Here is a 13,118-nt window from a genome sequence, read left to right on the forward strand (position 1 = left end):
CGAGCCCGGGCCCACGCCGAGCATCAGGCGCCCGCGCAGCAGGTGGTCGACGAGGATCGCGCGGTCTGCCACCCACAGCGGATTGTGGTATGGCAGCGAGACGACACCGGTGCCGAGCTTGATGGAGCGCGTCACCGCGCCGACGTGCGCGATGAAGGTGAGCGGGTCGGCGATGATCTCGGTGCCGGCGCTGTGGTGCTCCCCGATCCAGGCCTCGTCGTAGCCCAGCCGGTCCATCAGCTGGATCGTCTCGATGTTGCGCTGCAGCGAGGTGGTCGGGTTCTGGGTGGACGGCGAGTTGAACGGCGGCATGAAGATGCCGAAACGCAGCTTGTTGACGGGGTTGGGCACGGTGGTTCTCCTCGGTCGGCGATGATCCAGACGCTGGGGCAGCGCGCCGTAGTCGGCACGTCGATCCGGTGCCGGCGCAGCTTCTCCTAGAGCGTCGCACGAAGTTGACGGACCGGGCCGCGGCAGCCGGCTCGTTGCCTACGCACTCGGTCAGGGTCCGGCGGGACACCATCGACGACCGGCCGGCCCTCGCCGAGCGGCTCGGACTCGACCCCCGGTGGCACCCGGCGACGTGCCGAGCGTCCACAACCCGGTGACGTACTCCGCCACCCCACCGTCCTACCGCCTGCCGACGCCCGCGCTCGACGTCCACGGGGCCGAGATCCACGAGCGGCGGCTCGGCAACTGCGCAATCTGCCCTCATGATCACCGGTTCGGGGTCGAGAACCGGGTCGTGCCCTGCTGCGGGGCCCGAAGTGATGATCACGGGTTCCCGACCACGCCTCCGGCGACTGCCGGCTCGGCATCCCCTGCGGGCGACAGGTCGCGGCCGACTTCTGACGGGTCGGGCGCGGCAGGTTCCGCATGATCATCAGTCGGGGGCCAGGAGCCGGGTCATGCCCTGCCGCGGGGCACGAAATGTTGATCAACGCCCGGACAACACGGGGCGTCGCTCTTCCAGCTCTGCCACGGCAGCAGGCGGGTCTACGGTCACGCTTCGGGCATCGCGGTCGACACCCAGGACACCCTCCGGTTCGCCGCGCAGACCGGTGTGCGGGCGTGGATCGAGGAAGCGCCGCTGGAAGACGTCGGAGCCGCCTTCGCGAAGGTCACGAGCGGCGCGGCACGCGTCCGCGTCGTGCTGGTCACGGGGAACCGAACGCCCCCCGCCGGTCTGGGGCGCGGACCGAGCCGTCGCTTGTACAGGACACCGCCCGACCCAGGAGGCCTATGTCAGTTTCCGTACACACTCGGGCAGCGGCTTCGGATAACCGGAACGGACGGTACGGACCGTCGCCGAATTACCAGGAGTTTCGATGGCCGCACGGTAATTCCGATCACTCAGAGCGGCCAACCCGGAGTCCGGCTATATAAGGTTCCTGACATAAGCCTGCTGGTGAAGGTCGGGATGACTTAGCACGGCGCGGCGTCACTCGAAGGGAGAACACGACACCCGACGGCGAGCCAGGCTAGTCAGCCCGGGCCAAGCGTCTCAGCAGATCCTGAAGCAGGACGCGTTCGGTATCGGTGAGCGGTTCGAGGTACTCCACCATGGCCTCTACCACCACCTTCTCGCAGCGGTCGAGCAGTTCGCTTCCCTGGGGGGTGAGGCGATGCTTGATCGCGCGTCCAGGCCCCTGCCTGCGCTCGATCAGACCGCGGCTCACCATGCCGGCCACCACGCCGCCGAGCGATTGGTCGGATTGGGAGGTCTGCACCGCAAGGCTGTGCGCGGAAGCGTCCGGTACGGCCGCGACAGCGCGCAGAACACCCCACTGGGACAGATTCGCGCCCAGCGGCGACAGGGCCGCGTCGCACGCGGCGGCCTTGCGCAGTTGAGCACCTCGCAATAGCAGCGCAATGTCGCGAACATTCACTTCCAGCACACGAACAGAGTAGCCGCCGGTGGGCCTTCGATCATTGCGAACCGCAACCGACGACACCACTGGCGCCGTTCTCATGCCGGATCCGAAGGCCGAAATCCCTTTCTTCCCCATGCCCTGCTCCCGCCCCTTCGATCCCGCGCCGGAGCTGATGCGTAACCAACGCGAGGAGCCGGTGTTCCCAGCCCTGCTCCGGGACGGCAGCACCGCGTGGTTGGCCACCCGTGACGACGACGTGCGCGGCCTTGAGCGACCCCCGGTTCAACGCGGACTCCAGCCGTCCCGGCTACCCGCAGGTCTCGGCGGCTCGCCGAGACCTGCACCGCCTCACCCACTGGTCAGGCGGATGACGGCGTTGCGCCCGACCTGGCGGCCGACCTGCGGGAGGCAGACCGACGGTCATGGCGACCGTCCGTCGAAGAAATGCCTGGGCCAGCCACTCGCGCGGTGAGACAGGAGAACGCCTCCTCCGGAATCGGAGCCGGGCGAAAGCGACGGCTCGGCGAGGGTGAGCGGCTAGTGTTCGGACCATGCCGAACCTGCTCCAACTCGACTCGTCGGCCGATCTCCGCACGTCTCGGTCGCGGTCGATCACCGCGACGTTCGCGAACACATGGACAGCGCTCGGACCCGACCACACCGTCACTCGACGGGACCTGCACCGGGATCCGCTGCCGCATCTCGCCGACGCCGACCTCCACTGGCCCGCACGGCTCCGCCCCGCAGGCGCATCGCCGCCAGCCGAAGCAGAGCGGCAGCAGCAGGGCCTGATCGACGAGTTGCTGGCCGCCGACGTCCTCCTTCTCGGAGCGCCGCTCTACAACTACTCGGTGCCTTCCACCCTCAAGGCCTGGATCGACAACATCCACGTCCCCGGCCTCACCGCGCCGTTCGGCTCCGCCGACACCCAGCCGCTCAAGGGCCGGCCGGCCGTCATCGTCACCAGCCGGGGCGGCGCCTACGACACCGGCACGCCCACCGAAGGCTGGGACCACGCCGTCCCGGCGCTGCAGCTCATCCTCGGCTCCTCGCTCGGGATGTCCGTATCGGTGATCACCACGAACCTCACCCTCGCCGAGACCGTGCCTGCCCTCGCCGACCAGCTCGACCGAAGCCGCAACGAACTCGCCGCCGCACACCGCGAGGCGACAGAGCTCGCCGAAAAGCTGGGTGCCGCCTGACGGCATCGGGGGGCCGGCTCTGTCGCCGGCTAGCTCGGCAAGCGACGTGCGTACGCCAGTGGGGTGGGCTCGGCGCTCCCCGACCAGGTTCCGGTGAGGTTCTCGCGATCATCGTCGGCGCGGGTCGGCCCGCCGAGGACGCGCTGCACCACGAGTTCGAGCCCAGGCGCGCTGACCGTCGTGGTGGTGCGGTCGTCCATGGCAGACACCGCGACGACCGAAAAGGCCCCGACGCCCGGCGAACCAGAGCCGACCACCCGGACTGAGGGCTCCCGGCGCTCACTCGGGCCGTCTGCCTGCTCCACCCACTCCTCGGCCTCCCGCCCGCCGGTGAGGATCACCATCGCGAGAGCGGCGGCGTACGCGGGATCGCCGCACCCGTCGTAGACCCACCTGCGCCCGAGCACGGAGTGCTCCGTCGTGCCGACGAGGAAGTCGTCGGCACCCGTCAGAGGCGCATCACGGTAGGTCAGCGGCAGCTGGAGCCGCACGTCACCGGTCCGCACCACATGCGTCTCGATCCCCACCGCACCGAGCGGATCATCGAAGCGATACGTGCCGATGAGCTCGAGCCGTCCTGACGCGGAGTCCTCCGACCACGACCGCGTCGGCAGCCAGTTCGCGATCAGCTCACGCTTCGTCGGGCTCACCTGCGCGCGGTGGATCAAGGCCATGAAGCGGAAACTACGCCACAGATCGCCCCCGACCCCAGTGCCGCCTCGTCCACAACACCGCACCGGCAGCTGAGCCGCCGTCGACGGCTGACGCACGAGCGTCGTCGACACCCGTCCCCTGCCGCGCGGCGACGTCAGGCGAGGCCAGTGACGAAGGCAGCCAGTTCGTCGAGGTCGCGTACTGTCTCCGATTCAGGCTGGTGTGACAGCAGGAATAGAACTTCGTCGACCTGGGCCTCGGCATAACCGTTCACCATCGCCTCATCCCGGCCCGCTCCCCAGATCATCGTCGGCACGGCGTCTCGACCGTGATCGGACAACCACTGACGCACCCGGCGCAACTCCGCCACCGGAGTTGCGGCCTGGGGCAACCAGCCGTCACCGAGCAGGCGCAGCCGATCGAGCGCCGCAGGGCTCTCACCTGCGACATAGACGGGTGGGTGCGGGTTCTGGATCGGCTTCGGCCCGCTGAATACCGGGGGAAAGTCGACAAACCGGCCGTGGAACTCCGTCAGCTCCTCGGTCCACAGAAGCCTGAGCGCGGCCAGCTGCTCGTTCGCTTTCCGTCCACGGGTCGCCGGATCGGTCCCGTGGTTGCTCATCTCTTCCCGGTTCCACCCGACCCCGACCCCGAGCGCGACCCGGCCGCCTGAGATGAGGTCCAGACTGGCGACTTGCTTGGCCGTGGAGATCACGTCTCGCTGGGGCAGCAGAATCACGCTGGTAGCGAGCACGAGTTCGCGGGTCACGGTCGCGGCTGCCGAGAGAACGACAAAGGGATCCAGTGTCCGGTGGTAGACCCGAGGCAGCTCGCCGGCGCCCGGATACGGTGGGGTGTAGTTGACCGGGATATGCGAATGCTCAGTGACGGCCAGGGAGTGGAAGCCGCGTTCTTCTACCGCCGCAGCCAGCGCGGTTGCACCGATACCTTCGTCGGTCACGAAGGCCGCGATACCGAACTTCACGTTGCCCTTCCCCTGACTACGGATTCACTTATCAGATCACGCAAGTCGTCGACTCGTCACTCTTCCAGCATCCGAGAAAGTCGACTCGGCGCATCCGTTGACATCTCGGGCGTCCAGATGGCGATGTGTAGGTCGGGTAGGCCCGCGGGAGTCAATCGGTGGTGCCACAGGTCGAGGTCCCCGGCGACCGGGTGATGTAGTAGCTCCCGGCGGGGAGTGAACGGTTCGATGTCGTGCTCGCTCCAGCACTCCCGGAAGAAATCGCTCGACGCGAGGAGGCGACCGATCAACATGGATACCGACGGGGCGCAGAGGCGGTCTCCGGCAGCAGCCCTGAAGGCAGCCGCAAGCCGGCGACCGGCGGCTTCCCAGTGCTCCATCAACTCGCGCACGTACGGATCGGTGAACATGAGCCAGAGCGCGTTGCGGTCGGTCTCGGGAACGGTCGCCACAGTCGGGTAGAGAACCTCGAACGCCCTGTTCCATTTCACGATCTGCCAATCCGGGTCGGCGACGTACGCCGGGAAGTCTCCGAGCACGTCGAGCAACCGCAGCGCGTGTGCCGGCACCTCTCGCGGAGTCCGATCCTCCACGCGCGGACGGGCCACATACCCTGCCAGCGACAGGATGTAGGCATGTTCAGCGCAGGTCAGCCGCAGGGTACGTGCCACCGCGTCGAGCACGCTCCGGGACGGACGGGCATTGCGACCCTGTTCGAGCGACGTGTACCAGCCGATGCTGATGCCCGACAGGATGGCGACCTCTTCACGACGAAGTCCCGTGAACCGCCCGGCGACGGGCGGGAGGGACGGCTCGTCCCGGGCCCGCCGCAACCGGCGGAGCTTGAGGAACTCCCCCAACTGGCGGCGACGCTGCGCGTCGGCATTCATCCGCCGCCCGCTCACAACGCCATGGCCTTCGACGGGCCGACGAGGCGAAACCGATGATCGGGCAACTCCATGCTCACGCGTATTCTCCGGTGGTGAGCAGGAGCAGGTCGGGCAGCGGACCTTCCCGCCGACCGACCGATCGTTTTCGCCGTCATTGCGCATGCCCCGCATTGGTACCGTTTCCCTGACTTGGGTGAGGCCGCGCATTGCGGCGACGGCCTGCTATTGACACGTCGACTCCTCACCCGACGGGTGTCAGGCGTCTCCACCCGAGCGACAAGAACCCGGGCCTCTGGCCGAAGGTCGACGGCCGCCACACAACCCGACAGATTGACGAGTCAGACATATCCGGTGGAGCCGGTAGCGACGGCCCGCTTCACGATCACCGGCCATGAACCGTCGCGACGGCTCGCAGACGGCGGACAGGTCGTTCCGCCAGTGTGGGCAACACCTGTCGAACCGCCTTGAGTTCGGGGATCCGCGATGGCGGGCATGAACGTCCTTCCGAGGTCCGGGCCGTCGAGTCACCCCAGTTGACCGCACCCGATGCTCAGCGAGGGCGACATTCTCTGCTCAGCTTCGAGACATTTCCTGCCACAGGCTTGCGGGGGCGGATCGGGCGGCCCGAGGTGGAGAAACCGGCAACGGTGGCACTGTCCGACATTCCGCCGACCACGCGTGGAATGATGTTGGTGCTGGAAACTTCCGGCGGAGCGGGAATCACGCGACGCTACGGATTGTCGCTCGCTGCCCTGATACCGGGCCGGTCCAGCCCTGCTGCGAGTTCGGCGAGCGCCTGGTCGATCTCGCCACGCAAGGCGTCGAGCGGCGGTGCGGTGTCGGGGCCGGTGGCCTGGTCGAGCCAACGGTCGAGGACCAGCCGCAGGGCGGCGAGTGCGGTTGCGGCGCAGAGCATCGGATAGATAGGAGTGTGCCCGGACATCGCCGAGGGGCCGGAATCACCCGGGCCGAGCCGCTCCGTGATGGCGTCGGCGAGAGCCTTCTCCTCCGCGGCGAGGATGGCGAGCTGGTGAGGGACCAGCGAGGGTGCCGTGCGGATCAGCCGGAGGGCCTCGAGGTGATCGTGACTGGTCGCGTCGCTGTCGTCCATGACGACGAGCACTGCCCCGCGGAGCGCCTGGAGCACCGACTCGGTACGAGGACGCGCTCTGAACGCCGCGATGAGCGCGTCGGCGCCGGCGGCCGAGGCGGCGACAACTGCGTCCTCCTTGCTGGAGAAGTGGTTGAAGAAGGTCCGCAGCGCGATGTCGGCCTCGGCCGCGATCTGTTCGACGGTGACGTTCTCGACCCCGTGCCGGACGGACAGGCGAAGTGCCGCTTCCCGCACCGCGGCCCGGGTGGCGAGCTTCTTCCGCTCCCGACGCCCCAGTACCGGCTCGGCATCGGTGCGCGGGTGCGTGCCCGCTGGCACGGAAACGGCCATCGTGTCCCTCCTCGTGTCGTCCGGCACGGAGCCGTCCATTCTGCTCGGCCGGCCAACCGCGGGACCGCCCCCACCTGCTGTTCGAGTATCGCGGTACGCCTGTGCACCGCGGGGCGGACGGCGCCGCTGGTCCACCGGCGCAGGCGCCCGACCCCGGGTGTCAGTGCGTGGTGGTCAGGCCCAGGTCACCGGCAGCGCGTGGACGCCGAAGATCTGCATGTCGTTGCGCAACGGGATCTCCTCGACGGGCACGGCGAGCCGCAGGTTCGGCAGGCGGTCGAAGAGCTCCGCGAACCCGATGCGCATCTCGATGCGCGCCAGCTGCTGGCCCAGGCACTGGTGGATCCCGTGGCCGAACGCGAGATGCGGCGAGCGGGGCCGGTGGACGTCCAGCTGGTCGGGCTCGGTGAAGTGTCGCTGGTCGCGGTTCGCCTCCGGCGTCGCGATCACCACCGTGGTGCCGGCCGGGATGTCGACGCCGCCGACGGTGACGTCCTCGGTGGCGATCCGGGTCACGCCGAGCTGGATGATGCTCAGGTAGCGCAGCAACTCCTCGACGGTGTTGTCGATCAGGCTCGGGTCGGCTCGTAGCGCGGCGAGCTGGTCGGGGTTGTCCAGCAGCGCGAGGGTGCCCAGGCCGAGCATGTTCGCGGTTGTCTCGTGCCCCGCTCCGAGCAGCACCAGGGCGACGTCGACCAGCTGGGCGTTCGTCAACGGCGGCTCGGCGTCGTGGACGAGCCCGGAGAGCAGGTCGTCGGCCGGGTTCTGCCGCTTGTGGTTCACCAGGTGCTGGATGAACCCGTAGAGCGCAGCGCGGGCCTTCGCCCGTTCCTCGTCGGTGGTGGTGAGGGCGAGCGAGATATGGGTGTTGTGCTGGAACTCTTCACGGTCGGCGTAGTCCACGCCGAGCAGTTCGCAGATCATCAGCGACGGGATCGGCAGCGCGTAGGCAGGGACGAGGTCGGCCTCGGTGCCGGCGGCCTGCATGGCCGCGATGTGCTCCACGGCGATCTCCCGCACGCGCGACTCCAGCGCCTTCATCCGCCGGACGGTGAACTGCCCGGTCAGCAGCCGACGCAGCCGGGTGTGCTCGGGCGGGTCCATGAAGACGAACATGCCGTCGGTGCGTTCCTCCACCGCCGCCCGCGCCGGTGTCTCGCCCCGCTCGGCCAGCGCGGCCACCTCGTGCGGTTGCAGCTGGGAGGCGTCGGGATAGCGGACCCGGTCGGAACTGAAGCGCTGATCACCCATGACGGCGCGCGCCTCGTCGAACCCGGTCACCATGAAGGCGTGAGCCCCGTTGGCCAGGGTCAGCGGCTGCACCGCTCCGTCACCACGACGTCGCTCCAGACCGGGCGCCGGGGCGAACGGGCAACCAGCGGGGCGCTCGGTCATGTCCGTGGGCAGGACCCGGCTCATCGACGTCACAGTCCCGCCCGGGGACTCGTTCGACATCTGCTCGCTCGAGGCACTCATCACATGTCCTTTCCAGGCCCGCCGTCGTTCGGCTGCCCGTGGTGGGAGAGCAGACCCACCCTAGGACACAAAGATGCACGACGTGCATCGATGCCTGAAGTGCCAGATTTCGCCGGGCCCGGCACCACGGAGATGCATCCGGCGGGATCTCACATGACGACCCTGCCCCGCTGGATCACGGTGCGAGGCCGGGACTCGTCCCACAGGACGGAGGGGTCCGCCAGGGGGTTCCCGTCGACGAGCAGCAGATCGCCGGCCGCTCCGACTCCGATCCGGCCGAGGTCCGGCCGCCGGATGATCTCCGCATTGACGGAGGTGACGGACCGCAGCACATCGAGGGGGCTCTCGACCTCCAGCTGCAGCCTCAGGCCCAGCAGCTGATCGTCCTCCAGTTCCCCCATCAGGTCGCTCCCCCAGCCGATCGCCACCCCGGCCGCCCGTGCAACCTCGATCGCGCGCAGTCCCGAGTCCAGGACCTCCTTGTTCTTCGCCTTCGAAATCGGCGACATGTCGACCTCGCCTCCGCGGCGCTCCATCGCGTCGTAGGCGACGAGCGTGGGAACCAGGTACGCCCCGTGCTCGGCCATCACGCCGGCCGAGCCCTCGTCGAGCAGGTTGCCGTGCTCGACCGTGCGGATGCCGTTGCTCACCGCATGCACGATCGACTCCGGGGAGTAGGCGTGCGCGGCCACGTAGCTGCCGCGCCGGCCCGCCTCCTCGACGACGGCCCGGAGTTCGTCCTGCGAGTACTGAGGAACCCTGATCGGATCCGTCAGCGACACCACACCGCCCGACGCCATGACCTTGATGGCGTGCGCGCCCGTGCGGAAACGTTCGCGCACCGCCCGCCGGAGATCGTCGACTCCGTCCACGACCTCGCACATGTGGCCGCCGGGGCAGCAGAGATCGAAGTCGGCCGGCCGCGCATCGCCATGCCCGCCCGTCTGGCTCAGCGCGGCCCCCGTGTAGAGGTAACGCGGGGCGACGACGTAGCCCCGCTCGATCGCGTTGGCCAGTCCGATATCGCCGCCGGCGACGTCGCGCACCGTGGTGAAGCCTCGGCCCAGAGCGGACCGCAGCCGCGCTGCGCCGACCAGCGAGACATAGCTCAGCGACATCGACTCGTTCTCGAGCGCGGACAGGCTCGTGCCGTAGGCGTGGAAGTGCGCATCGATCAGGCCCGGCATCACCACCTTGCCGCCGGCGTCGACGACCGTCGCACCAGCGGCCGGGGTCAGGTCGCCGACGGCGGCGACGGTCCCGCCGACGATCTCGACCGCGCCCGGCGTGAGATCAGGGCTGGAGCCGTCGAAGATGAGCGCGTTGACGACCGCCAGGCTGCGTGAATGGCTCATGTGTGACTCGTACTCCCGAAGGTCGAACTCATGACGGCGCGAAGGGCGAACGGCCGCCCTCGGCGATGAACCGGTCGATCTCCTGCTCGAGCACGGTCAGCGGCACGCTGCCCAAACCGAGCACGGTGTCGTGGAAATTGCGGATATTGAAAGATTCGCCGAGTGCTTCCTCGGCGCGACGGCGCAGCTCCCAGATCTTCAGCTGGCCGAGGTGGTAAGCGCACGCCTGACCGGGCCACGCGATGTACCGGTCGATCTCGGTGGTGATCTCGTGGTCGGCGATCGCCGTGTTGGCCCGCATGAAGTCCTGAGCCTGCTCACGGCTCCACCCGAGTGCGTGCATGCCCGGGTCGACGACGAGCCTGACGGCCCGCCACATCTGGAAGCTCAACATGCCCATCATGTCGAAGGGCGTCTCGTAGATGCCCATCTCGACGCCGAGCCGCTCGGTATAGAGAGCCCAGCCCTCCCCGTAAGCCGAGATGTAGACGTGCCGGCGGAAGGCAGGGTGGTGCTTCTGCTCGTGCGCGAAGGGGATCTGGAACGCGTGGCCGGGTGCGGCCTCGTGCAACGTCAGCGCAGGAATCGAATAGAGCGGCCGCGCCGGCAGGTTGTAGGTGTTGAGGGTGTAGCGGCCGAGGCCGCCGCGGCCGAACGTATAGAACGGTGCGAGGTCGGGAGGAACCTCGACGATGCCGAAGCGCATCTCCGGCAGCTTCCCGAAGAAGCGGTCGACCACCAGGTCGAACTTCTTCGCCTCGTAAGCCGCCACCATCAGCAGCTCCTTGGCGGTCTTCGCGTAGAACCTCGGGTCCGTGCGCATGAACTCCAGCAGGCCGGGCACGTCGCCCGCGAAGCCCACTTGCGCGGCGATCTCCTCCATCTCCGCCCGGATCGCAGCCACCTCGCGCTGCCCGATGTCGAAGATCTCCTGCGCGCTCAGCTCCGTCGTCGTGAACTCGCGGAGCTGGGCCTGATAGAAGGCGGCACCGTCGGGGCCGTCGGCCGCGGCCGTTGCCACCGGGAGGTGCGGGAAGTACTCCTGCTCGACGTAGGTGAGCAGGTCGCGGTAGGCGGGGATCACCGCCGTGGCGATGACCGCGGTGCCCTCCTCTCGGAGACGTTCGCGAGTCTCCTGCGGCAGCCCGTCCGGCAAGGTGTCGAAGGGCTTGAAGAACACCGTCTCCTCAGGCGCACCGGCCATCGCGACGGTCCGGATCGTCTCCTGCCGCCCCGTCATCGAGACCTGTGGCGGACCGAAACCACGACCGACCCCAGCTCGCATGTTGTCGATCTGCTGGGCGAAGTACCTCGGTACGTCGGCAAGCTGCTTCACGTAACGCCGCGCGTCCTCCTCGCTGCCCAACGCCCGGTTGCCACGTTCGGCCAGCACGCCCCAGAACGAGGTGTCAGCGTTGGCCGGACGCTCGTACATCCGGTACTGCTGCTGCGCGATCAACGTCGAGATCTGCTGCTCATAGACCGAGTAGTCCTGCTTGGCCGCCGCGGAGAGGCGCTCGAACGGCACTTCTCTCAGCTTGCCGAGCACCGATTCCCAGTACCGGAGACGCTCCCGCTGAGCAAGCTCACTCACATCCGGCAGGAAGTCGTCGATCCGCCCGCGTGAGGAGAGGGTCTGCTCGCCGAGCTGCTCCGTCCGCCAGCGCCACTCGGACTCGTAGAGATCCCTCAGCAGCTCGTCGGCCTCCTGCACGGTCTCCGATACCGTCATTCAGTTCCCTTCTTCGTCGGATTCGGCGCCCGGCCCGTCCGGCTTCACGGCTGTCGTTCCCGGCCCGCCTCGAGAGCCGGTGCCTCGCCTCCGGTCGCCCACCTGATGAACTCGGCGATGTCCGCGCTCTGCCTGACGCGCGAGGGCTCGTGCAGATACATCATGTGACCCGCCTCGTAGTACCGGCGAACGATGTTTCCGTGAGCCGCGTCCGGGATGCGCAGGTGCGCGAGCACGTACTCGGCTGCCGCGAAAGGGGTGGCGGCGTCGTAGTACCCGAAGGCCACGTAGACCTTGAGGTCGGGATTCATCCGCATCGCCGACGACAGCGCATCGGCGCTCACGACATAGCGGTTCTCGAACTCCTTGTACGACCACGGCTGCACCCGGTCGGTCAGGATCTCGTACGTGAAGTCCGACTCGTACTTCAGCTCGGCCCGCAGGTAGTGGTTCACCGCCGCCGTGTAGGGGAAGAAGATCACGAAGTGCGCGGGGTCCTGGTCCTGCTCGGCCAACTCCAGGTCGCCGGGATGGGCGGTGAAGCGAGCGTCGAGACGTCCGGCCATGAGTTCTCGATCGCGCAGGAGCTCGGCGAAGAAGTGCTTGTGCTCGATCCGCAGGTTCGAGCGGAACACGTAGTCGGCGTCCAGCCCGATCAGGTCGGCGACTCGTGTGGCGAGCGCTCGCCGCTCGTCCCTGCTCAGGCGCGTTCCCCGGGACAGCGCGTGGGCGTACTCGCCCTCGGCGAAGGCCTCCGCGTCGGCGACGACCTCGTGCAGGGTTCGGCCCTCGTGCTTGCCGTGATAGTGCGCGATGGCGGCGTAGGTCGGCAGGAAGTTCACGTAGGGAGCGTCGTTTCCCTCGTAGAAGCGGATGCTGCCGAAGTCGAGCACCGCCGAGATCAGGATGATCCCGTTCATCGCCATTCCGTGACGTGTCGCGAGGTAACCGGCGAGAGCGGCCGCGCGCGTCGTTCCGTACGACTCTCCCGCCAGGAACTTCGGCGAGAGCCATCTCTCGTTGCGGGTCAGCCAGAGCCGGATCGTCTCCCCGACGAGGTCGCGGTCGCCGCTGAAGCCATGGAAGTCGGCGGGGGCGCCTCCGACGACAGCGCGGCTGTAGCCGGTGGTGATGGGGTCGATGAAGACGATGTCGGCGTGCGCCAGCAGAGACTCGGCGTTGTCGAGCAGTCCATAGGGCGGCGGGGTTCGGTTGTCGACGTCGCCGGAGTCGACTCGGCGCGGCCCGAAGAGGCCGAGATGCAACCAGACCGACGACGAGCCGGGGCCGCCGTTGAAGGCGAAGACCACGGGCCGCGTCAGCGGGTCCGCGCCGTCGGCGGTGTAGGCGGTGACGAACACCTCGGCGGTTGGCATCCTGCCCTTGAAGGTGCCCTCACTGATGACCTCTTCGCTGATCACCATCCGGCCCGCCGTCGCGTGATAATCGAGACTCTGCGAACCGAACCGCATACTGTGCGTCGTCGTCACCAGGTCGTCGGTTGGC

At 68.2% G+C, this 13,118-nt stretch carries 11 protein-coding genes; 1 reads left to right on the forward strand and 10 read right to left on the reverse strand.

Going from position 1 to position 13,118, the window contains the following annotated elements; translation table 11 throughout:
* Positions 1 to 351: LLM class flavin-dependent oxidoreductase (locus tag MMF94_RS41050; RefSeq protein ID WP_241042914.1), on the reverse strand; the 351-nt coding region annotated here is incomplete at its 3' end.
* Between the two features lie 1,130 nt (positions 352 to 1,481).
* A complete protein-coding gene (locus tag MMF94_RS41055; RefSeq protein WP_241042915.1) occupies positions 1,482 to 2,009 on the reverse strand; it encodes a MarR family winged helix-turn-helix transcriptional regulator in 528 nt (175 codons plus the stop codon).
* Between the two features lie 416 nt (positions 2,010 to 2,425).
* Here MMF94_RS41055 and MMF94_RS41060 point away from each other — a divergent pair, with 416 nt between their 5' ends.
* The gene (locus tag MMF94_RS41060; RefSeq protein WP_241042916.1) at positions 2,426 to 3,076 is read left to right on the forward strand and encodes an FMN-dependent NADH-azoreductase; all 651 of its coding nucleotides are present in this window, start codon (positions 2,426 to 2,428) and stop codon (positions 3,074 to 3,076) included.
* 29 nt (positions 3,077 to 3,105) lie between these two features.
* Here MMF94_RS41060 and MMF94_RS41065 read toward each other — a convergent pair whose 3' ends face one another.
* The 8 genes from MMF94_RS41065 to MMF94_RS41100 all read right to left on the reverse strand — a co-directional run bounded on the left by MMF94_RS41065 (position 3,106) and on the right by MMF94_RS41100 (position 13,036).
* A complete protein-coding gene (locus MMF94_RS41065) occupies positions 3,106 to 3,750 on the reverse strand; it encodes a CG0192-related protein (protein ID WP_241042917.1) in 645 nt (214 codons plus the stop codon).
* Between the two features lie 134 nt (positions 3,751 to 3,884).
* Positions 3,885 to 4,715 carry an LLM class F420-dependent oxidoreductase gene (locus MMF94_RS41070; RefSeq protein ID WP_241042918.1) on the reverse strand — a complete coding sequence of 277 codons (831 nt, stop codon included), beginning with the start codon at positions 4,713 to 4,715 and terminating at the stop codon, positions 3,885 to 3,887.
* Positions 4,716 to 4,771: 56 nt separating this feature from the next.
* The gene (locus MMF94_RS41075) at positions 4,772 to 5,767 is read right to left on the reverse strand and encodes a helix-turn-helix transcriptional regulator (RefSeq protein WP_241042919.1); all 996 of its coding nucleotides are present in this window, start codon (positions 5,765 to 5,767) and stop codon (positions 4,772 to 4,774) included.
* Positions 5,768 to 6,335: 568 nt separating this feature from the next.
* Entirely contained in the window at positions 6,336 to 7,049 is a 714-nt protein-coding gene (locus MMF94_RS41080; protein WP_241042920.1) for a TetR/AcrR family transcriptional regulator, read from the reverse strand.
* A 174-nt stretch (positions 7,050 to 7,223) separates the two neighbouring features.
* Positions 7,224 to 8,525, reverse strand: a complete 1,302-nt coding sequence (locus MMF94_RS41085; protein WP_241042921.1) for a cytochrome P450 — start codon at positions 8,523 to 8,525, stop codon at positions 7,224 to 7,226.
* 149 nt (positions 8,526 to 8,674) lie between these two features.
* Positions 8,675 to 9,880: a metal-dependent hydrolase family protein gene (locus tag MMF94_RS41090; protein ID WP_241042922.1), complete on the reverse strand. Its 1,206-nt coding sequence runs from the start codon at positions 9,878 to 9,880 to the stop codon at positions 8,675 to 8,677.
* 28 nt (positions 9,881 to 9,908) lie between these two features.
* Positions 9,909 to 11,612, reverse strand: a complete 1,704-nt coding sequence (locus tag MMF94_RS41095) for a DUF885 domain-containing protein (RefSeq protein ID WP_241042923.1) — start codon at positions 11,610 to 11,612, stop codon at positions 9,909 to 9,911.
* Between the two features lie 44 nt (positions 11,613 to 11,656).
* Entirely contained in the window at positions 11,657 to 13,036 is a 1,380-nt protein-coding gene (locus MMF94_RS41100; RefSeq protein ID WP_338104437.1) for a S10 family peptidase, read from the reverse strand.
* Between the last annotated feature and the right edge of the window lie 82 nt (positions 13,037 to 13,118).

This window comes from Pseudonocardia alaniniphila (assembly GCF_022524485.1).
Classification (GTDB): Bacteria; Actinomycetota; Actinomycetes; order Mycobacteriales; family Pseudonocardiaceae; genus Pseudonocardia; species Pseudonocardia alaniniphila.